General features: G+C 57.4%; 17 protein-coding genes and 1 pseudogene. 4 read left to right on the top strand and 14 right to left on the bottom strand.

Annotated elements, in window-relative coordinates; all coding sequences use genetic code 11:
• Positions 1-147 precede the first annotated feature (147 nt).
• Positions 148-552: a ribonucleotide reductase subunit alpha gene (locus tag ACK3CJ_RS19985; protein WP_409523953.1), complete on the top strand. Its 405-nt coding sequence runs from the start codon at positions 148-150 to the stop codon at positions 550-552.
• Between the two features lie 120 nt (positions 553-672).
• Here ACK3CJ_RS19985 and lipA read toward each other — a convergent pair whose 3' ends face one another.
• The 7 genes from lipA to ACK3CJ_RS19950 form a co-directional block, all read right to left on the bottom strand.
• Positions 673-1,716: a lipoyl synthase gene (gene lipA, locus ACK3CJ_RS19980; RefSeq protein WP_409523952.1), complete on the bottom strand. Its 1,044-nt coding sequence runs from the start codon at positions 1,714-1,716 to the stop codon at positions 673-675.
• 162 nt (positions 1,717-1,878) lie between these two features.
• The gene (locus ACK3CJ_RS19975; RefSeq protein ID WP_409523951.1) at positions 1,879-2,796 is read right to left on the bottom strand and encodes a pirin family protein; all 918 of its coding nucleotides are present in this window, start codon (positions 2,794-2,796) and stop codon (positions 1,879-1,881) included.
• Positions 2,797-2,906: 110 nt separating this feature from the next.
• Positions 2,907-3,332 carry a VOC family protein gene (locus tag ACK3CJ_RS19970; RefSeq protein WP_409523950.1) on the bottom strand — a complete coding sequence of 142 codons (426 nt, stop codon included), beginning with the start codon at positions 3,330-3,332 and terminating at the stop codon, positions 2,907-2,909.
• A gap of 130 nt (positions 3,333-3,462) precedes the next feature.
• Entirely contained in the window at positions 3,463-4,200 is a 738-nt protein-coding gene (locus ACK3CJ_RS19965) for a 3'-5' exonuclease (protein WP_409523949.1), read from the bottom strand.
• Positions 4,201-4,208: 8 nt separating this feature from the next.
• Positions 4,209-6,113: a DUF294 nucleotidyltransferase-like domain-containing protein gene (locus tag ACK3CJ_RS19960; protein ID WP_409523948.1), complete on the bottom strand. Its 1,905-nt coding sequence runs from the start codon at positions 6,111-6,113 to the stop codon at positions 4,209-4,211.
• A 110-nt stretch (positions 6,114-6,223) separates the two neighbouring features.
• Entirely contained in the window at positions 6,224-7,852 is a 1,629-nt protein-coding gene (locus tag ACK3CJ_RS19955; protein WP_409523947.1) for a BCCT family transporter, read from the bottom strand.
• 297 nt (positions 7,853-8,149) lie between these two features.
• Positions 8,150-9,742 carry a BCCT family transporter gene (locus ACK3CJ_RS19950; RefSeq protein ID WP_409523946.1) on the bottom strand — a complete coding sequence of 531 codons (1,593 nt, stop codon included), beginning with the start codon at positions 9,740-9,742 and terminating at the stop codon, positions 8,150-8,152.
• Positions 9,743-10,039: 297 nt separating this feature from the next.
• Between ACK3CJ_RS19950 and ACK3CJ_RS19945 the strand changes: the two genes are divergently transcribed.
• Genes ACK3CJ_RS19945 through ACK3CJ_RS19935 form a run of 3 tightly spaced genes read left to right on the top strand, consistent with a single transcriptional unit; the run spans position 10,040 to position 14,844 of the window.
• Positions 10,040-11,794, top strand: coding sequence for an NAD(P)H-dependent oxidoreductase subunit E (locus tag ACK3CJ_RS19945; protein WP_409523945.1), 1,755 nt, complete (start codon positions 10,040-10,042; stop codon positions 11,792-11,794).
• A gap of 4 nt (positions 11,795-11,798) precedes the next feature.
• Complete coding sequence (gene fdhF, locus ACK3CJ_RS19940) at positions 11,799-14,585, top strand: formate dehydrogenase subunit alpha (protein ID WP_409523944.1); 2,787 nt, start codon at positions 11,799-11,801, stop codon at positions 14,583-14,585.
• A gap of 25 nt (positions 14,586-14,610) precedes the next feature.
• Positions 14,611-14,844, top strand: a complete 234-nt coding sequence (locus ACK3CJ_RS19935; RefSeq protein ID WP_409523943.1) for a hypothetical protein — start codon at positions 14,611-14,613, stop codon at positions 14,842-14,844.
• 87 nt (positions 14,845-14,931) lie between these two features.
• On the opposite strand, the gene ACK3CJ_RS19930 is transcribed toward ACK3CJ_RS19935, so the two are convergent.
• The 7 genes and pseudogenes from ACK3CJ_RS19930 to ACK3CJ_RS19900 all read right to left on the bottom strand — a co-directional run bounded on the left by ACK3CJ_RS19930 (position 14,932) and on the right by ACK3CJ_RS19900 (position 21,846).
• Positions 14,932-15,438 carry an Lrp/AsnC family transcriptional regulator gene (locus ACK3CJ_RS19930; protein ID WP_409523942.1) on the bottom strand — a complete coding sequence of 169 codons (507 nt, stop codon included), beginning with the start codon at positions 15,436-15,438 and terminating at the stop codon, positions 14,932-14,934.
• A 31-nt stretch (positions 15,439-15,469) separates the two neighbouring features.
• Positions 15,470-16,822, bottom strand: a complete 1,353-nt coding sequence (locus ACK3CJ_RS19925) for an aspartate aminotransferase family protein (RefSeq protein WP_409523941.1) — start codon at positions 16,820-16,822, stop codon at positions 15,470-15,472.
• Positions 16,819-17,901 (bottom strand): phosphotransferase, encoded by a 1,083-nt coding sequence (locus ACK3CJ_RS19920; RefSeq protein WP_409523940.1) that lies wholly within the window; start codon positions 17,899-17,901, stop codon positions 16,819-16,821. The genes ACK3CJ_RS19925 and ACK3CJ_RS19920 overlap by 4 nt, the downstream gene beginning before the upstream one ends.
• Entirely contained in the window at positions 17,898-18,611 is a 714-nt protein-coding gene (locus ACK3CJ_RS19915) for a haloacid dehalogenase type II (RefSeq protein WP_409523939.1), read from the bottom strand. Before ACK3CJ_RS19915 ends, ACK3CJ_RS19920 begins: the two co-directional genes overlap by 4 nt.
• 379 nt (positions 18,612-18,990) lie before the next feature.
• A pseudogene (locus ACK3CJ_RS19910) lies at positions 18,991-20,090 on the bottom strand (NAD(P)/FAD-dependent oxidoreductase).
• Positions 20,091-20,131: 41 nt separating this feature from the next.
• Complete coding sequence (locus tag ACK3CJ_RS19905; protein WP_409523938.1) at positions 20,132-21,523, bottom strand: NAD(P)/FAD-dependent oxidoreductase; 1,392 nt, start codon at positions 21,521-21,523, stop codon at positions 20,132-20,134.
• The gene (locus ACK3CJ_RS19900; protein ID WP_409523937.1) at positions 21,505-21,846 is read right to left on the bottom strand and encodes a (2Fe-2S)-binding protein; all 342 of its coding nucleotides are present in this window, start codon (positions 21,844-21,846) and stop codon (positions 21,505-21,507) included. Before ACK3CJ_RS19900 ends, ACK3CJ_RS19905 begins: the two co-directional genes overlap by 19 nt.
• Positions 21,847-21,907: the final 61 nt, after the last annotated feature.

The following is a 21,907-nucleotide window of genomic DNA, read 5'->3' as shown; positions in this document are numbered from 1 at the left end:
TTCTTAGACAGATGCTTGTCAAGCTGGCGGGTACTACCTCTAAAGAGTGTGCAATCTGCCTCTTTTGCCTCGCCAGCCGGGAAATGTCAGCTGTTACACTGACCCATTACCCGAAACCCATTACCCGAAAAGTTCTGGAGAGCCAGCATGAACATTGAAACCTATTCCGATCTTATCAATGCTGCGAAATTGCAGCCTGATCCACAGCGCTTGTTGTTCGTGCTGACCAAGGCTGAGTTGCCAGAGGGTTACAGTGCTGAACAGAAAGCACAGTTCGAACAAGGTGAAGGTGGCGTACTGGTGCCTGTGCTCTGTGTGGATAAAGTGCCTGATGATGTTGCAGACTTTGCTCAGTTGGTTGAGGAGTCTGAACACACCGGCATGGATTGGGATATCGCGTTTGTATCGGCGATGAGTGGTCGAGGAGGGTTAGCCCTGAACTCCGATGAAGTGATTCAGCCTCTTAAAATGATGACCGAGCAGATTCAGGCAGGGATGATTTCGCAGTTTCTGGCTATTAACCGTCAGGGCGAGATCATACAGCTGTCATAAGAAGGTTGTTTTTTATATGCGATTTTATAATATGAGTTTAGATGTGTGATTAGAAGCACCAGACAGGGCTACTGTCTGGTGTGAGATCATTTCTGGTGAAGAGCCTTTGCTGATAATAGATCAGTTGACCTGCTTCACCGGGATCTGGATGGCATTGCTACTGCCAGGTACCTCAGCCGGTGCGGCCAGGCCCAGATTGTTCTTCTCGAACACCCGGTCGGCACGGTAGCTGGAACGTACCATCGGGCCAGACGGTACCTCCATAAAGCCTTTCGACAGCCCCACTTCACGATAGTGGTTGAACAACTCGGGCGTGACATAGCGCTCAACCGGCAGATGATTCTTGGTTGGCCTCAGGTACTGACCCAGTGTGACAATATCCACACCTGCCTCACGCAGATCATCAAAGGTCTCAAAGATCTCTTCATCCGTCTCACCCAGACCCACCATAATGCTGGTCTTGGTGATGATATCTGGACGGTACTTTTTCGCATGTGCCAGAACACGTAGCGTCTTCTCATAGCCAGCACGCTTGTCGCGCACTGGATAGGTCAGGCGGCGTACGGTTTCGATATTCTGCGCAAATACCTGCAGGCCGGAATCCACAACCTTTTCGATATTCTCCAGCACACCGTCAAAATCAGGTGTCAGAGCTTCCACGACCACTTCGGGTGTGCGTGCCTTGATCGCAGAAACGCAGGCCGCATAGTGGGATGCGCCCCCATCGGGCAGATCATCACGATCCACAGAAGTCAGTACGATATAGCGCAGGCCCATCAGCTCGACTGACTTGGCGGTATTCTCCGGCTCATCATGGTCCAGCCAGCCTTTGGGGTTGCCGGTATCCACAGCGCAGAAACGACAGGCGCGTGTACAGACGGCTCCCATCAGCATGATGGTCGCTGTACCGGCATTCCAGCACTCACCGATATTCGGGCAGTGGGACTCCTGACAGACCGTACTCAGTTTGTGCTCTTTGACATTGCGACGCACTGCCTCGAAACGCTCGCCGCCCGGCATCTTGGCACGCAGCCATTCCGGTTTGCGGGTATAGATCTCGGAGGAGGCGTTATGCGACTGCTTGATGCCATCCTTGATGGCCGCAATGCCTTGCTCGGTACGAAATTTCTGTCCACTGGATACGCGGGGTTTACCATTGCTCATCGGATGCTGCGCTCTCTGATCACCGGTTGCGAGAATGGGGCCTAGTTTATCACAGATGCGAACAAGAGTTATGCGATTGCGAACCCATTTAGCTCACTCCGGCAGGGGGATAAACTCATAAATGTACCAGGCCCCTTTTTCGGCCCCTTTTTCTCCTTTTTCTCAGCCGGGGAGAGGGATGAACTCCTCCTCGTCACCGGGCACCTTCGGAAAGCGTCCTGCCTGCCAGTCATCTCTGGCCTGCTGAATTCGTTCCTTGCGGCTGGAGACGAAGTTCCAGTCGATGAAACGTTTGCCTACCGGGGCACCGCCGATCAGGGCGATCCGGGATTCTGTGACCGCTTCGATCTCGATATCCGGTTGGTTGGCAAAGATGGTCATACTGTGTTCAGTCAGTGCCGTTTCCTGCGCACGCAGGCTGCCGCTGGCGATATACAGAGCGCGCTCCTCGGCATCCGGCAGGGTGAGTCTGTCGCCGGGTTTCAGGTGGGCTTCCACATAGAGTGTTTCGGAGAAGCACTTGACCGGGGAGGTCACGCCATAGGCGTTGCCCATCATCACACGCACAGCTACGCCATCGATCACGACAGCGGGAATATCCGCACCGGGGTAATGGTGGAACGCAGGGTCTGTCTCTTCATCAGCCTCCGGCAGTGCCAGCCAGAGTTGCAACCCGTGCAGGAGATGATCGGTAGCCGTCAGCTCTGGGTGTTCGCGCTCGGAGTGTACGATACCACTGCCGGTAACCATCAGATTCAGATCACCCGGTCGAATAGGCTGTAGGCTACCGAGCGAGTCACGGTGCAGAATTTCACCTTCAAACAGGTAAGTCACGGTCGCAATACCGATATGCGGATGAGGGCGCACGTTGACACCACTGCCGGCGGGGAAATCAGCCGGCCCCATATGATCAAAGAAGATCCAGGGGCCAACCATCTTGCGACGTGAAGTAGGCAATGTTCTGCGTACCGAGAAGTCTCCGAGATCTGTCTCCCGCGGTGTCAGGATCAGTTCGATAGCGCTGCATGAAGCTGTCTGCTCCTCGCAGCTCTGTTCCGCCTGACTCAGTGTGTTGCTCATGACTGGCTCCTTGATTCCACTTTTAAAGAGTGTATGTCCTGGAGTTTAGTTCATAAATGTACCAGGCCCCTTTTCTCTAAATGTACCTGACCCTTTTTCACTTTTTCAGTTTACTTTGCGAAGAGTTGCCCCATATCCTTGAAGGCTTTGAACTCCAGCGCATTGCCGCAGGGATCGAACAGGAACATGGTGGCCTGCTCACCCACTTCGCCCTTGAATCGGATATAGGGCTCAATCACGAACGCCGTACCTGCGGCTCTCAGACGCTCGGCCAGCGCTTCCCAGGTATCCCAATCCAGGATAACGCCGAAGTGAGGTACAGGTACGTCATGCCCATCCACAGCATTGGTATGTGCCTGCTCCTGTGAGGTGGTTTTGGGGTGTTCGTGTATCACCAACTGATGGCCAAAGAAGTTGAAGTCCACCCAGTGATCGCTGGAACGCCCCTCCTCCAGGCCAAACACCTCTCGATAAAAGGTGCGGGCTGCAGCCAGGTCATACACGGGGATGGCGAGATGGAAGGGTGACAGGCTCATGGGGTTCTCCTGATGCTCAGGTTGATGGACTTTCCTCATCATACGCCTGAGAGGCCCAGCGCCCAAGTAGGTAAGATTGATGACTTTCATCAGAAAAATTTATGCTTAACGTAATCCGGTGCCCTGCGGTCTAAACCCACAACTCCCCGATTGGCGTATCCGGTGAAAACCTGTGTGCCACCTGTGCCTGCAATAGTTCTGCAGTGGCCAGGGCATCGGTCAGGGCGTGGTGTTGCTGATAGTAGGGGAGATGGTAGCGGGTGCGGCTGTCGGCCAGGCGGATAGAGGTGTGGGGGCGACGCAGCAGTTTGTCGATGAAGATCGCCTGTCGGTTACGGTGCAGTCGCGCCTCCAACTCCAGGGTGTCAACTACGGGGAACTCGATCCCCTCACCCAGACGCGCCTTTAGCGCGGTATCCAGAAAGGGGCGTTCGATCTGGCGGTAGTGCACCACAACGATACGGCCTGCCAGCGCATCCAGCAAATCGGCAAGGATGCTGTCCAGATCGGGCGCATTGCTGATGTCGGAGTGGGTGATGCCGTGGACGATGATCGACTCCTCCTCCAGATGCTTGCGCGGATTGATCAGCCAGTGTTGCGCTTCGGAGCAGCGGATACGTTGCAGGCTGAAGGGGACCAGTCCGATACTGATAATACCGTGCTTGGCAGAGTCCAGGCCGGTGGTTTCAAAATCCAATGCGACAAAAGGCACCTCGGCAAGTGGGGTGTCGGCTGAGATGGCCCCTGCCTGATAAAAACGCTGCAGGCGCGGGTCTTTCGCCCGGGTTGCGAGATCTGCAAGGTGGCTGGGCCAATCAGGAGTGCTGACCGCCTGAGGGGATTTTCTGTCCGGTCCCAGATAAAGCATCGTCTTACTTATCCGGCTCGAGTGTATTTGAACTTGAGATATTTCTGCGCGTTGCTCAGCACCTGAAATGCATCCTTGAGATTGCGCCTTTCGAAGTGCGAAAGTTTATCCGGTTCGATATTGTTGTCGGGCTCTTTCCCTTCTTCGATACTCAGTGCCTGATGTCGGATCCGCACCATCGAGATGAACTCCAGTGCATCGCGCAGATCGGGTCCTCTGCCAAGGGGCAGAATTTCCGCTTCGATCACATCATTGAGTCGATCGAAGGAGTTCTGTGAGGTGGAGCCGACAGCCAGAGCATGTACCCGGATCAGGTCGGTGAGCGGTGCAGTGCCGCGCCGTTTCAGGTTGATCCATTCATTATGTTTGCCGTCATGCTCCACGACAAAATCTTTGAAAAACCCCAGCGGAGGTGTTCGGTTCAGGGCATTGATTGCCATGCTGGCCAGAAAACGTTTGCTGACAACGGCGCGGGCGGCAATCAAATTACGCAGTTCCTCTACCCATTCGGTTTTTCCCCACACGCCATCCAGATCAAAAAAGATGGAGCTGTGCAGCAGGGTTTCGGGTGTTGGTTTATCGATCCACTCGGTGAAGTACTTTTTCCACACGGCCAGTGGTTGTCGCCATTGCGTATTGGTAGCCATGATGCCGCCGGTGCAGTAAGTGAAGCCGCAAGCTGCCAGCCCATCACTGACAAAAGTAGCCAGTTGTTTGAAGTAAGCACTATGCAGGGCTGGGTCGTAGCGATCATCCAGTATCAGCGCATTATCCTGATCGGTCACGATCAGTTGCTCATCGCGAGCCATCGATCCCAATGCCAGAAAGCAGTAGGGGATGGGTGATGGTCCGAGCTTCTCTTCTGCCAGTTCAAGCAGGCGTTGCTTGTAGCTGCGTCCGATCACCGCCATGGCGCTGCCGATCATGCGTGAGTTGGCATCTTCATTCACCATACGTACAAAGCTGGCGCGGACTTCACCTGACAGAGATTGCAGCTCTTCCACACTGTGTTTGCGAAAGATATTACCGACCACAAACAGGCTGTTCTGGGATTCATAGCGGATAATATCCGACAGCGCGATCACGCCGACAGGGCGCCTTTTGCGCAGCACCGGCAGGTGGTGCACATTATGTCGCAGCATCGCCAGCATCGCTTCAAATACATAGTCCGTATCGTTCACAGTGATCAGATCGGTCGACATGATATCGGCGACAGGCGTGTTCAGTGGCAGTCCAGGTGCCATGACGCGAGTACGAAGATCTCTATCGGTGATGATGCCGACCATATGTTGCTGATCCACCACTCCGGCATCCGACAAGTGGTGATGATCGGGGTGGCGGCCATCCTGCCCTATGATCACCAGTGACGAGACGGACTCCTCGGTCATGATTTTGGCAGCATCCCAAACGTTCGCGGTGTTGGGCAGAACCACGGGCTCACGCGAGATCATTTTGCTGACAGGAGAGGTCATCAGCTCGTTGGCGTCACGGCGCCGCGATACTGCCTGTCGCAGACGGTTTTTATCTGCTACCTCGACAAAATCGGCGAACGCTTCATATTGCTCAAACAGTTCGGTGAAAACCGGTTCTGGAATGAAGTAGATCAGTGTGTCTTCCAGTGCTTTTGCAGGGAAGCGGACACGTTTGCCCATCAACAGACCAAGTTGGCCGAAGATATCTCCTTCGCTGAGACGGTTGTACAGATCACCATTGCGACGATAGATTTCGACCGCTCCGCTGCGGATGAAGTGGAGATCGTTCACCTCGTCACCGAAGGAGAGGATTTGGGTGCCAGCTTTGAAATAGCTGACCTCGACCTGCTTTCCTATATGCTCCAGTGCATCATCAGGCAGGGCGTTGAAAGGGGGGTAGCGGCGCAGATGTTCGCCGATTTCCTGATGCTCAACACTCATGGTGGCCTCATTGCCGATTGTTTGCATCTATATAGATACAGGTGCCGAATAGCCGAACTATTTATCCGAACTAGCTAGTCGAGCTATCCGGCACCTGTTTACAGACTAGCCTATTTGCGTGGTTCTGTTGCCAAACCTTTCAGCACAGAGACGCAAGCCACCAACAACACAATAGTGAAGGGGAAGCCGGTCGAGACTGCCATCGCTTGCAGTGCCACCAGGCCGCCGCCGAGGATCAGTGCAATCGCGACCAACCCTTCGAAGGTTACCCAGAACACACGCTGAGGCGTTGGTGCATCCACCTTGCCACCGGCAGCGATGGTGTCGATTACCAGTGAGCCGGAGTCTGAGGAGGTGACAAAGAAGATCACTACCAACACGATCGCCAGGAACGAGGTGATCTGTGCCAGCGGCATCACATCCAGCATGGTGAACAGCTGCAGGGGCAGTGCTGCACCGACAACCGCTTCATAGCCATCATTCACGACCTGACTGATCGCTGTACCACCGAAGGCGGTCATCCACAGTACACAGGCGGCTGATGGAATCAGCAGGACCGAGATCATGAACTCACGAACAGTACGGCCACGCGAAACACGTGCGATGAACATGCCGACAAATGGTGACCAGGAGATCCACCAGGCCCAGTAGAAGGCAGTCCAGCCCTGAGCAAAGTTGGCGTCTTCACGTCCTATCGGGTTGGCCAGTGCCGGCAGATACTGGAAGTAGGCTGCCAGATTGGCGGCAAAACCGGTCAGAATGGCCAGTGTAGGACCCACGATGATCACGAACAGCAGCAGAATGGCTGCCAGTGTCATATTGATCTCGGATAGACGCTTAACACCCGCCTCCAGTCCGGCCAGTACAGATATCAGTGCAATTGCGGTGATACCGATGACCAGTATTACCTCTGTGGTGGTTCCGGTCGGCACACCGAAAAGGTAGTTGAGACCAGCACTGGCCTGTGATGCACCCAGCCCCAGCGAAGTCGCCAGACCAAAGAGTGTGGCAAACACGGCGAGGATATCGATGATATGCCCCGGCCAGCCCCAGACCCGCTCACCGAGCAATGGGTAGAACACGGAACGAACAGTCAGTGGCAAACCCTTGTTGAAGGAGAAAAGGGCCAGCCCGAGCGCCAGTACGGCGTAGATCGCCCAGGGGTGCAGTGCCCAGTGGTAGATGGTAGCGGCCATCGCAAGACGCTCGGCCGCTGCCGGATCACCTGCAGCGGCGCCCAATGGAGCCCAGTCAGTCCGTGCACCCGCTTCACCGGCAATCCCGCCCATGGAGCTGTTAAAGTGCGACAGAGGTTCAGAGACGCCATAGAACATCAGTCCTATACCCATACCCGCCGCAAACAGCATCGAAAACCAGCCCAGATAACTGAAATCCGGTTTCGCCTCAGTGCCGCCGAGCCGGACCTTGCCCATGGGGGATACGATCAGAAACAGACATACCAGAACAAAGATATTACCTGCTGAGATAAAGAACCAGTCCAGATTGGAGGTCAGCCAGCCGCGAAGCGAGCCGAACATGGGTTCCACCTGGCTCTGGAAAGCCATTGTCAGCACAACGAATGCGACAATGGAAAGGCCGGATATCAGAAATACCCGGTTGTGGATATCAAGCCCGAAAGGGCCGATCTTGAGTGCGATATTGTCCTGACCGATCTGGTAGTCCGTATCGATCGGCGTAACGTCGCCATCTGGTTTCATGAGGTTTTTTGGATCGCTCATCTACGTCTGTTCTCCCTGATGTGGTCCGATAAAAAAGCTGGACTTTCAGTGTTAACCCAGTCGTAGCACAGCCGTACTGCCATGCAGGGCGTACCCTACAGAACTGCGCATATACTCTCAAGGGCGTTTCTTATATTTGTTTTCAGCCGGGCTCGATCAATTATTGATGCTAGCCCGCTGTTCAAGCCTAACAATAATTCTGGATGATGAGGACACGAAAAGCGTCCTCGGTCGGATACGGGCTTGCTGAGGTCGCAAGCGATTGTGTCAGAGGCCCCTCCCTGGGCCTGTTTTCCATTACGCGGGTTTCGCAACCTTTCCGCTGGAAGGTTTCAACGCGCGGTGCTCATCCAATAGTCCTTTGTAAAGGCTGAAACACATCACCAGCAGAATCACGGTAAAGGGCAAGCCGGTTGTCACAGCGCCTGCCTGCAATGCCGTCAGCGCGGTGTTGCCGCCGCCAGCGAGCAGAATGCCAGCGATGATCCCGACCAGTGCCGCCCAGAAGACGCGTTGCTGTTTCGGAGCATCGGTCTTGCCACCGGCTGTGATCTTGTCGATCACCAGCGAGCCGGAGTCAGACGAGGTGATGAAGAACACCAGCACCAGCACGATAGCCAGTGTGGAGGTGACGCCAGTCAGTGGCAGGTTCTCCAGCATATGGAACATCGCCAGTGAGACATCACTGATGCCATGCGACAACTCCCCAATACTGTTGGATGCCTGGTGCAGAGCATTGCCACCAAATGCTGTCATCCAGACAATGGTGACCAGTGTTGGTACGACCAGTACGGCAGTCAGGAATTCACGCACAGTGCGACCACGTGATACGCGCGCAATGAAGATGCCGACAAAAGGTGACCAGGAGATCCACCAGGCCCAGTAGAACACGGTCCAGCCGTGATACCAGGTCTGATCTTCACGACCAACCCAGTTAGACAGTGGCAGAATGTGCATCAGATAGTCTGTGGTGGTGGTCAGCAGACCGTTTACGAACATCAGTGTGGAGCCTGTCAGGACCACAAACAGCAGCAGAATGATTGCCAGCACCATGTTGATGTTGCTGAACAGCTTTACGCCGCCATCAATGCCACGCCAGACGGAGAAGAGTGCGACCAGTGTGACTACAATGATGATCGCAATCTGCGTACCGATGGTATTCGGGATGTCGAACAGATAGGACAGACCACCTGCGGCCTGGGAAGCACCGAAGCCAAGCGATGTTGCCAGGCCGAAGATGGTTGCCAGTACGGCGACGATATCGATGATATGGCCGATCCAGCCACGGGTGTGACGACCCAGAATCGGGTAGAACGCAGAGCGCAGTGTCATCGGCAGGCCGCGATTATAGGTGAAGAAGGCAATTGACAGTCCTACAACACCATAGATAGCCCAGGGGTGCAGGCCCCAGTGGAACATGGTTGCGCCCATGGCAGCACTGGCGCCTTCGGGTGTATTGGCTGCTGCGTTCAGAGGTGTGCCATACCAGTCAGTCAGATAGGCGACCGGTTCGGCCACACTCCAGAACATCAGGCCGATCCCCATGCCGGCAGCGAACAGCATTGCAAACCAGGAGCTGCGTGAATATTCAGCTTTGGCGTTTTTTCCGCCCAGGCGAATCTTGCCGACCGGCAGGAAAATCAGCGCCAGACAGAAGATGACGAACAGGTTGCCGGCGATCATGAACAACCAGTCGAAGTGGTTGATCGACCAGCCACGCGCAGCGACCAGAGAGCTGCTGGCAGCATCCGGGAAGACCAGAGCGTAGATGATAAAGGCAATAATACCGAGAGCAGAAAGCGGAAAGACCGGATTGTGGAAATCCAGCCCCATAACCTGAGCATTATCCTGCCCTATCTCAAGAGCAGGTTGATCATCGTGTCGGGCCATAAATGTCCTCATTGATTGAGTTCGGGCATTGTTGTTTTTGTTGTTATCCGGCTAGCTGGCAAGATGCCAGGCAGACAGTGCGCCATTGTTCGGGGAATGGTGATCGGTAATTGTCTCTGCGGCGACGTGATCGTGTCCGTTGACGGCGAAGGGTGAGAAGCTGTCGGTTTCAGTATTAATGTCTAAAATACGACATGCGACATACAGAATTAGCTGATTACGACATCCACGTATCGTGTTTCGGCGCAATCTAATATGCAGAGCCGGGTGGCATTGCCCCTGACGAAGGGGAGTGCGATGATTCAGGATAACTATAACAATGAGCGTCTGACAATGAGCGTTACCAGCATTACACCCAACCAGAACAGCACTCAGCGCAAGACCCGCAACAAGCTGCGTGGCCGTTCGCTGGATTCGGTTGCCATGGCCGAAGTCAGCGAGTTGCTGGGTGATGCACCGCGTCGTCGTGACCTGCTGATTGAGCATCTGCATGTCATTCAGGATCGCTTCGGCTACCTGTCGTTGCCTCATCTGCGCGCGCTGTCTGCCTGGATGAACCTGCCGATGGCCACTGTTTATGAAACAGCCACCTTTTATGCCCACTTTGATATTGTCCATGATGATCAGCCAGCGCCACCGGCGGTCACGATCCGTGTCTGTGATTCGCTATCCTGCCAACTGGCGGGCGCTGAGGCGTTGAAAGCAGCGCTGGAACGCGGGACTGATGCGAGTGAGGTGCGTGTTATCAATGCGCCCTGCATGGGCCGTTGCGACACGGCACCTGTGGTCGAGATCGGGCATCGTCATGTGGATCATGCGACCCCGGAAAACATTGATGCCGTGCTCAAGGGTCAGGATTTCCATCCCCAGGCGGTAGCCTGGCAGGCGCTTGATGCCTATCAGCAGGCAGGTGGATATGAACTGCTGAGTCAGTGTCGCCGCGGTGATGTAACACTGGAAACGCTGGTTGAAATGCTTGAGACCTCAGGCCTGCGTGGTTTGGGTGGTGCGGGCTTCCCGACCTTTCGCAAATGGGGCTTCGTGCGTGCCGAGCCCGGCCCGCGTTATTGCGTGATCAATGCCGACGAGGGCGAGCCCGGCACCTTCAAGGATCGCTACTACCTTGAGCGTGAACCGCATCGCTTTCTGGAAGGGGCGCTGATCAGCTCCTGGGCGGTCGAGGCAGCGGCGCTGTACATCTATCTGCGCGATGAGTATCCCGCCGTGCGTGAGCTACTGTCAGCCGCGATTGCCGAGCTGGAACAGGCCGGTATCGTGGAACAGGGCTATATTGTACTGCGCCGTGGGGCCGGGGCTTATATCTGTGGTGAAGAGTCGGCGCTGATCGAGTCATTGGAAGGCAAACCGGGTAAACCGCGCCATCGTCCTCCGTTCGTTGCCCAAAAGGGCCTGTTTGATCGTCCTACCTTGGTGAATAACGTTGAAACCGTCTACTGGATTCCGCTGCTGTGGGAAAAAGGCGCGCAATGGTTTGCCAGTCAGGGGCGGCATGGTCGCAAAGGGTTGCGCAGTTTCTCCGTGTCCGGGCGGGTGAAAAACCCGGGCGTGCATCTGGCGCCTGCCGGTATCACATTGCAAGAGCTGGTGGATGAGTATTGTGGTGGCATGCTGGATGGCCATCGACTGCTGGCCTATCTGCCGGGTGGTGCATCCGGCGGCATTTTGCCCGCTAGCAAGGCGGATATCCCGCTCGATTTCGATACCCTGCAACCGCACGGCTGCTTTATCGGTTCGGCTGCCGTCATGGTGGTATCGGACCAGGATGATCTGCGTCGGGTAGCGTCTAATCTGATGGCCTTCTTTGCCGATGAATCCTGTGGTCAGTGTACCCCCTGTCGTGTCGGTACCGAGAAGATGCTGGCGCTGATTGAGGATGATGAGTGGGATGCCGCTCAGCTCACGCGGTTGTCGCAGGTGATGCAGGATGCCTCGATCTGTGGTCTGGGGCAGGCGGCGCCAAATCCGGTGCTGGGTCTGCTGAAGGATTTCCGCGCCGAACTGGCCGCCAGCAACATCATAGTGAAGGGGTGAGACGATGAGTGCATTTGAACTGACATTGGATGGTGTCTCCGTCACGGCCTTCCCCGGTGAAACCCTGTGGCAGGTCGCCAAGCGTGCCGGTGAAACCATTCCACATCTGTGTTTCAAAGATGCCACCGGCTACCGTGCCGACGGTAACTGTCGCGCCTGTATGGTCGAGATTGAGGGTGAGCGCGTGCTGGCGGCGAGCTGCCTGCGTGAAGCCTCACCCGGCATGGTGGTCAGAAGCGCCACCTCCGAGCGTGCCCGGGTATCACGCGAAGGGGTGATGGAGCTGCTGATGGCAGACCAGCCTGCGCGCGAAGAGAGCCCGGATCGTGCCAGCCATTTCTGGCAGATGGCCGATTTGCTGGCAATTGACGCTACTGCGGTCAAGGCCAGCCTGCCCGCGCGTGAAGCGGATGCGCGCAATCAGGATGACTCGCACACCGCGATGCGGGTCAACCTGGATGCCTGTATCGAATGTAACCTCTGTGTGCGTGCCTGTCGCGAAGTGCAGGTGAACGATGTGATCGGTCTGGCCCATCGCGGCAGCGAGTCCAAAATCGTATTCGACTTTGATGATCCGATGGGCGACTCCACTTGTGTCGCCTGCGGTGAGTGTGTGCAGGCCTGCCCGACCGGTGCATTGATGCCGGCCACCCTGGTGAATGAGCAGGGTGTGGGCGACTCCTCGGTGGCTGACCGTGAAGTGGACTCTGTCTGTCCCTATTGTGGTGTCGGCTGCCAACTGAGCTACAAGGTTAAGGATGATAAAATTCTGTTTGTTGAAGGGCGTGATGGCCCGTCCAACATGGGTCGCCTGTGCGTCAAGGGACGCTTCGGTTTTGATTATCCGAATCACCCATCCCGCCTGACCAAACCGTTGATTCGTCGTCCTGGTGTGCCCAAAGGGCTGGACCCGGATTTTGATCCGGCCAATCCGCTGACTCATTTCCGCGAAGCGAGCTGGGATGAAGCACTGGCGTTTGCTGCCGATGGCTTGAAAACGTTGCGCGACCAGCACGGTACGGATGCTCTTGCTGGTTTCGGCAGTGCCAAATGCTCCAATGAAGAGGCCTGGATGTTCCAGAAGCTGGTACGTACCGGTTTTGGCTCCAACCATGTCGATCACTGTACCCGTCTGTGTCATGCCAGCTCCGTTGCGGCGCTGATGGAGTGCATTGGTTCCGGTGCTGTGACCGCCTCTTTCATGCAGGCGACACAAGCCGATGTCGTGATCCTGACCGGTTGTAACCCGGCGGTGAATCACCCGGTGGCGGCCACCTTCTTCAAGCAGGCCGCGAAAAAGGGCACCAAGCTCATTATTATCGACCCACGCGGCCAGGCGATGAACAGCTATGCACACAAGATGCTGCGCTTCACGCCCGGTACCGATGTTGCGCTGTTCAACGCCATGCTGAATGTTGTCGTGACCGAAGGGCTGTATGACGAAACCTATATCCGCGAGCATACTGAAGGGTTTGAGGCGCTGAAGCGACATATTGTGGATATGACTCCGGAAGCGATGTCTCCACTGTGTGGAATTCCCGCCGAGGAGATCCGCGAAGTGGCGCGCCTGTACGCAACTGCTGATCGGGCGATGATCTTCTGGGGCATGGGGATTTCACAGCATGTGCACGGCACCGACAATGCTCGCTGCCTGATCTCACTGGCACTGGCCTGTGGTCAGACAGGGCGTCCGGGTACCGGATTGCATCCGTTACGTGGCCAGAACAATGTTCAGGGCGCTTCCGATGCGGGTCTGATCCCGATGGTATTGCCGGATTATCAGCCGGTGACCGATCAGCAGGTGCGCTCAGCCTTTGAAGAGCTGTGGAATACACCGCTGAGCCCAACACCTGGCCTCACGGTTGTTGAGATCATGCATGCGATCATGGATGGCGTGATCAAGGGGATGTATATCCAGGGTGAAAACCCAGCGATGTCTGACCCCGATCTGGATCATGCCCGTGGTTCTCTGGCGAAACTGGAGCATCTGGTGGTGCAGGACCTGTTTGTGACCGAGACGGCGCAGTTTGCTGATGTGATCCTGCCAGCCTCTGCCTGGGCAGAGAAGGATGGCACGGTAACCAACACCAACCGTCAGGTGCAGATGGGTCGTGCAGCTGTACCTATGCCGGGCGATGCACGTCCGGACTGGTGGATCATTCAGGAGATAGCCCGCCGTTTCGGCCTCGACTGGCAGTACACCCATCCGCGCGATGTGTTTGCCGAGATGAAACAGGGCATGCCTTCGCTGGAGCATATCAGTTGGGATCGTGTGGATACGGAAAACTCCGTCACCTACCCAAGCCCCGCCGAGGATCAACCAGGCCAGGATATCGTCTTCAGCGATAGCTTCCCGACCCACAGCGGCAAGGCGAAATTTTCACCGACCCGACCACTGCCACCGGATGAGCCGATTGATGATGAATATCCGGTTGTACTCACTACCGGGCGTCAGTTGGAGCATTGGCATACCGGATCGATGACCCGCCGTGCCACTGTGCTCGATGCACTGGAGCCGGAAGCGGTGGCCAGCCTGGCTCCGGCGGAACTGGCCAGATATGGGCTTGAGCCGGGTGATGATCTGACCATCACGACCCGACGGGGCAGCATTACACTGGTGGCGCGAGTCGACCCTCAAATGCCGGAAGGGATGGTGTTTGTGCCCTTCTGCTATGTCGAGGCGGCTGCTAATATACTCACTAATCCGGCACTTGATCCCTTCGGTAAGATACCGGAGTTCAAGTATGCTGCGTGCAAGCTGAGTCCGGCGCGTGCAGAAGTGGTCAGTTGATCGCTGAAGAGTTGAGGTGAGCGCGATGATGATCATCGACCTGGTTGATGAAGATGATTTCCGGCAGCAATTGATGCTGCTGGGGATCGAATTACCGGCGGATGCCGATCCTGAGACCTGCGCCAGATTGGCGCAGGCACAGCATCAGCAAACACCTGTAGAGGGGTTGGTACAACTGATCAGCGAATGGATGCAACAGCGAGATCTGATGCAACCTGAAGTACGTCAGGCGATTGAGGCTTATCTCTTGGCGCTGTAATGCAGCGCTAACACCCAGCCTGTCGGTCTTCTGCCGACAGGCGTCATCTAATGTTGCCGTGCCCTCCTGGGTCAACTTTGCCTGTTCTCAACACTCCCAATCAGTCTTTCCGGTTGCGATAACACTCAGTGGATATCCGCGTTGGTCAAATGGCTGGCGCAATACGATTCGGCTGGAAAATTTCACGATTCCGATATCGTCTTCCAGCAGTTGCTCCATCAGTGCCTGAAAACAGGTAATATCTGGAGCCACGATTTTCAGCAGATAGTCGTAACCGCCACTGACGTTGTAGCATTCAACGATCTCGGGGTACTTGCCAGCCACTGTTTCAAATTTACGGAAGTCGTTCGGCCGATGGTTGCTGATCGTCACCTCCGAAAAGACGATGACGTGGCTGCCCAGCTTCTCCAGTGCGACCTCCGCGTGGTAGCCCCTGATAATGCCGATCTCCTGAAGCCGTTTCGTACGCAGGAGACATGGGCTCTCACTGAGGCCAATGGCCGCGGCCAGATCGACATTCGAACAGCGTCCCTCGCGCTGAAGATGCGCAAGAATCTTTATGTCGAACTGGTCGAGGGACGAGGAGGATCGCATGAGTCGATAGTACCCTCAGTGTCGTTCCCGGTCATCCCTCTTTTGAGGGTTGTGCTTCGGTCAGCGCTGCGTCGAGCGTTTCGATCACCATACCGGCTTGTTCCGCTGACAGCACCAGCGGCGGTCGAATCTTCAGCACATTGTGTCCCATCGCACAGGCGCTGAGCAGGACACCCTTGTCGCGCATCAGATTGACCACCCGGCTGGTGAGCTCGCGGTCAGGGGTTCGCGAAGCGCGGTCCGAGACCAGTTCCACGCCGACGAACATGCCCGCGCCACGCACATCACCAATGGCCTCGTGCCGGGTGGCCAGCTCAGCGATGCCGTCGTGCAGGATCTTCCCGACCCTGGCGGCATGCTGCACCAGGCCTTCTTTTTCGATCGTATCCAACACGGCCAGCGCCGCCGCGCAGGATACGGTGTTGCCAGCGAAGGTATTGAAGTACCGCGAGTTTTTGCCGAATTCCGCCAACACGTCAGCGGTGGCCAGCAGCCCCGCGACAGGTTGTCCATTGCCCATGGGCTTGCCCAGGGTGACAATGTCGGGGATCAGGCCGTGACGCTGAAAGCCCCACATATGCTCACCCGTGCGACCGAAGCCGGGCTGGACCTCATCGGCGATGAAAATGCCGCCCGCCCGCTTGATCGCGTCGACCGCACCCTTCAAGAAACCCGCCGGGCCCGGGAGGATACCGTCGCTGGTGAACAGGGAATCGACGATGAGTGCCGCCGGCTTGATGCCGTGACGCTGAAGATCGGCGATCGCCGCTTCGACATCGCAGGTGAAGCGCTCGCCAAGATCGGCACCCTCGGCATGATAGAGTCGCGGTGCCGGGACCAGGCGAACGTGGGCGCCGAGATCGACGGTCGCGCCGAGCGAGGGCGAGAACTGCGATACGGCGTCGGTGAAGCCGTGATAGGCGGTTTCGGTCACGATCACGCCTGTACCACCGGTGCGGACCTTGGCGATGCGATAGGCGACGTCGTTCGCCTCGCTGCCGGTGCAGGTTAACATCAGATGCGCAAGGTCAGTCTCGGGCACGGTCGCGAGCAGGCGTTCGGCCAGTTCAAGAATCGTGTCGTGCAGATAGCGGGTGTTGGTCGCCAGCGTCTGCGCTTGCTTGCATATCGCCTCGGTCACAGCTGGGTGACAATGCCCGAGTGAGGCCACGTTGTTGTATACGTCGAGGTAACGGCGACCTTGCGGATCGATCAGCCACACGCCTTCGCCGCGCACAATGTGCAGAGGGTGCTCGTACATCAGCCGATAGGCTGGTCCGAGCAGGGCATCGCGTCGCTCAATCATCGCCGCAGTGACGGGGCCTACGTCGGCACGTCCGGGGATATAGGCGTTGACCATATTGAGGTCAGTAGTGCTTTTCATTGGCTTTTTCCTTTTCGTACTTCGGTGAGTAATAGGTCGCGCGCCTCATTGCGGGAAAGATCGGCCATCTGGGACAGTGCCTCCCATGCCGCGGGGTTGTGGCGCATGATGTAGTCGCGGTTCTCGGGGTAGCGCGCAGCGCGCCATTCTGAAATCAGCGCGGTGATGAGGTGCCGTGTGGCCATGAGATCGGCGACGACCTCCTGCTCGATCTCGGTCAGCGGCAGCGTCGCGTGATAGGCGCCGACGAACTGCGCCGCACCCTCGAACGGATCGGCGCTGCCGGTCATATGAAAGGCCGCCGCCGTCGCCACCTCACCGACCAGCGGCGCATGCAGCATGTCGCCGAAGTCGATGATCCCCACTATGCGTTCATGATCGTCGGGGGCGACCAGCACGTTGTAGAGGTGGTAGTCGTTGTGGATGACCTGTGCCCTCACCGAGCCGAGGCGCGGCAGGACATGCTCCTTGAAACGCGCCATGAACGACTCGGCGAGCGCGCGACGCGGGGCGTCCAGGATACAATCGAGCTTGGCTGTCAGGCGGTGCGCGGCGGAAACATTCCACAACAGATCGTGCGTCGCCGAAGGATGGCTGAAATCGCGCAACGCGAGGTTCAATTCGGCAAGCACCTTCCCCATTGCCCGACGTTGCCCGGCGGTCCGGGGCGTCTCCTTGATCTGCACGCCGTCGAGATAGGTCAGCATCCGCACGGTGGTTTCAACCCCGTCGCCCAGTGCTACGCTGTCACCCAGTACTACGCTGCCGCGCGACTGTCCGCCGAGCGTCCGTACGACACGTGGCACCGGTAGGTCGGGCGATACGCGGGCCATGTGCTCGAGCGCCGCGATCTGGAAATCCACCACCGCAACCGGCTCGGATGGATTGCTGATCTTGAACACGTAACGCGTGCCATCGGCGGTCTCTATGCGGCAATTCTGATCGCGCTCGCCCAACAGTGACTTGACGCTGCCATCGATACCGTAGAGACGACCGACCAGGGCCCGCACCTCGTCCAGGGCAAAGCTGGGCACCGCCGTACTTAACGCCGCTGCCTCAATCGTATGCTCCGACATCATGCGCCTCGTTTCATCGTTGCAGTCTGAGGCAGACAGTCGAGCCCAAGCAAACCGGGAAGCTGGCGAATATCGGTCAAGCGGTTGACACCATAACCCTCGAAACCTTCGAACGATGGCTCGTGACCGCGATCGATGAACGCCTTGGCCATAAACCCCAGGTCGTTTGCGGTCATGAGGTCGTAACGATAGCTCGACGAGACGTGCATCATCTGCTCTGGGCCGCAGCCGAGTTGATCGAACATGTATTCGAACATCTGCGCCCGTGGCTTGTAGGCGCGCGCTTCCTCGGCGGTGTATACGGCGTGGAAGGGTGCCTTGAGGTGGGCGACGCTATGCGGAATCAGATCGACCATGGAGTTCGACAGGATCACCAGCGGGACATGTGGCGCGATCGCCTCCAGCGTCTCGACGACGTTCGGATGGGGCTGCCAGGTCGGGACGGCGTTGTATAGTGCGACTGCATCGGATGGGCGATACTCAACGCCGTGTGCCTTGCATGCCCGTTGAATGGAATTTTCAACAACGTTGAAGAAAGGTTTCCACTCACCCAATACTTCATCAAGGCGGTAAAAACCAAAACTGTCCAGAAAAGCCGGCATCCGATCAGTTGGAACACGGTCTTCGAAAAGTTTTTTTGCCGTCGGTCCCATTTCGAAGTTGATGAGTGTGCCGTAGCAATCGAAGCTGATGAATTTCGGTTTGAATGTCATTTGGTTGATCTCCTACAGGTTGACAACAGGTGAATGTCAGGTTGACGAATATAAGTTTATGGATATCAATGCTGCGAAGATGCTTTATTGCCGCGAGACTCAAGCAGTTTCCTTTTCGATTTGAAGCATGCGTGGCATTTTCCGCGGCCTCCGTTGAGGTCGGGCTTTGTCGGGGCATGAGCGTCTGGCTGGCTGTTGTCGCGATACGCCAGGATTGTGTTCCCAGGCCTTGGTGGACGAGATGCGATAAAAAAAGCCCGCAAACAGTGCTGTTTGCGGGCGGAGTTCCCAGGGAGGGGAAAGCGAGCCATGGAAAAAGAAAATTCCGATGCTTTACAGGACTAATGGCCTCTCGAATCGATAATGATATAAATGAAGGCTACGCCTCTTGCATGGCAAACGTGGCGAAACGTCCGATATGGTAATGCTCGATCGGCGTGGTCGTGGCGTCAGTATGGATCAACTCCGCCATCACGTCGCCCACGCCCGGCCCCAGTTGGAAGCCTGCGCCGGAGAATCCGAACGCATAGTACAGGCCGGGTACGCGCGCGCTCGGCCCCATGACCGGGCTGCTGTCTTCCATGTAACCCTCGATCCCGCTCCAGACGCGAATGATGCTCAGGTGTTTGAATGCTGGCATCACGCGCGGCGCCTGAGTCAGTTTTATCAGCGTTCTGCGCGGGTTCACGTAGGCGCGCTGACTTTCCAGGTCCACCGGTTCATGGCCGCCGCCACCGATGACGATATTGCCGCGCGCAACCTGGCGGAAGTAGACGAGTTGCTCGGGCACGTCCGTCAATGCACCAATGGTCGGCCCGATGGCGTAAGGTACCGGTTCGGTGACGCACATCTGCGGCGCCTTGGCGATCATCGGTACCGGTTCACCGAAGCTGGTGCTGATGCGATTTCCCCATGCGCCGGCGGTGATCAGCGCCACGGGCGCACGGAAGATCCGGCCGTCTGCAGCGGTCACGCAGAACTCCTCGCCCTCCTTTTCGACACTCAGGATCTCGGTGTTTTCGAATACCTGCGCGCCTTCGCGCACTGCGGCACGACCGATAATCGGAGCCGCCAGACGAGGGTTTGCATGACCCTCGTAAGGGGCATAACAACCCGCAGTCATTTCCGGCCCCAGGTAGGGAAAGCGTTCGTGCAGCGCTTTCGCGCTCAGCATCTGCATCCCCTGCTGAAGCCCTTCGCATCCTGCGCATACTTTGCCATCCGCTCTTCGTGCTCCGGCGTGAAGCCAACGCGCAACTGGCCGTTCAGCAAGAGCTCGACATCCTCGCCGAACAGTTCGTTGAACTTCAGCCAGGTCTCGCGCGAGCGGTTGGACAGCGGCAGTTGCTCCACGGGGCGTCCCATCCGGCGCACGTTGCCGAAATTGGTGCCGCTGGCCTGCTGGCCGATCAATCCACGCTCAAGCAGGATGACCGACATCCCGCGCTTGCGCAAAAAGAAGGCCGCGGAGGCGCCCATGATGCCGCCGCCGACGATGATGACATCTGCTTTGTTCGTGCTCATTGCACTTTCTCCCGCACCGCAATCTCCCGCACAGCAATCGACAGAGGCTTGACCGGCGCCTGGCCGCGCAGGCGCCCGACCTGTTCCACCGGAACACCGACGGCGTGCGCAATGACTTCTGCCCCCGCGTGTCCGCAATATCGTCCCTGGCAACGCCCCATGCCGACGCGGCTGAATGCCTTGGCACGGTTCGCTTCCTGGGCACCCATTCCACACACCACGCGGCGCAGTTCGCCGGCTGTGATCGCTTCGCAGCGACAGACGATGGCATCATCCGGCAATTGCGCGGCCTGCTCTACCGGCCATGGGAAGGCTTGCGCCAGCCCCTGGCGAAAACGTTCCATGCTGGCCTGCTCGGCCCGCAGCCCCTGCAACTCTTTGTCCGACACCTTGAGCCGTAAATCCTTCAGCACGGCCATTGCAGCCAGGCGGCCGCCAATTTCGGCCGCGTCTGCGCCCAGCACGCGCATGCCGTCGCCAGCCAGATACACACCCGGCACCGAGGTGCGTCCGTCTTCCCCGACCTCGGGCAGCCACTGGCGCGTCTCCTGCTCGAAGCGGAAGGTGCAACGTGCCAGGTCGGCCAGCTGCGTCTCTGGGCGCAGGTGGTAACCCATCGCCACCGCATCGCACTCGAAGCTGCGCTCGTTGCCGCGGCTGTCGCGGATAAGCACACTCTGCACGCCGTTTTCCGATTCACCTTTGATTTCCACTGGTGTGATCCCGGTCAGCACCGGCACTCCGGCGCGTTTGATGCTGGCCACCAGACCCAGACCCTTGAGCAGCACCGAAGGCCGCGCCAGCAGTTTCGGCAATGCCATCACACGGCGCATCAAGGGCGAGGTATCGAGCACTGCGGCAACGTTCGCGCCAGCCTTCAGGTATTGCGAGGCAACCAGGTACAGCAAAGGTCCGGTGCCAAGGAAGACGATCTGATGGCCAATCGCGCAGGCCTGCGCCTTCAATGCGATCTGCGACGCACCCAGGCTGTAAGTGCCGGCAAAGTGCCAGCCCTTGACCGGCATCAGGCGGTCGGTCGCGCCGGAACAGATGATCAGTGCGTCGTAGGGCAGGGCCGATGAGACCTCATCCCTGACAACATGCAGCTTTTTGTCGAAGATATTCCAGGCCAGCGTTTCGGGCAGGTAGTCGATCTTGTCGCGTAGCGCGTCGAAGCTCTCATGCAGCGACTGCGCACGGCTGGCTTCGGTGCCGTACAGCTTGGTGTAGGGCCGTGTGAAATTCTCCGGCTGGCGGCGATAGATCTGGCCGCCGTCGCGGCGGTTTTCATCGACCACAGTAGGACGCAGGCCGGCAGCAACCAGGGTTTGGGCGCAGCGCACGCCTGACGGCCCGGCACCGACGATGATTATGCGAGGTTGGGCCATGTTGCCTCCGGTTGCTTTGTGACGATATGCATTCCCTCCCCGACTACGGTGGTGCAGGCGCGCAGGCGTTCTCCATCGGCGGTCCAGACCCAGCAATCCTGGCAGGCGCCCATCAGGCAGAAGCCCGCGCGCTTACCGTCGCCGAATTCCGATTCGCGTAACTGCCGGACATTGTTGAGCACGGCGACCATCAGGGTGTCGCCGGCGAGAGCTTCCACTGAGTGCCCGTCGATGATCAGGCGCACGCACGGGCGGTTGGTTTCCGCCAGGCGGGTAAATCGGTGGCTGGCAAAACCGGGTTTCGGTTTTGAAGTGTTACTCATTCTCGTTTCCCTATTCAAAGAGTTCTCGCTGCAGGAACCAGCATCCGTCGGGTCATCCGGC

The sequence above is a fragment of the Nitrincola salilacus genome (assembly GCF_046271865.1).
Classification (GTDB): Bacteria; Pseudomonadota; Gammaproteobacteria; order Pseudomonadales; family Balneatricaceae; genus Nitrincola; species Nitrincola salilacus.
The sequence above is the reverse complement of the archived record's forward strand: the minus strand, read 5'-3'. Positions and strand labels throughout refer to the sequence as shown.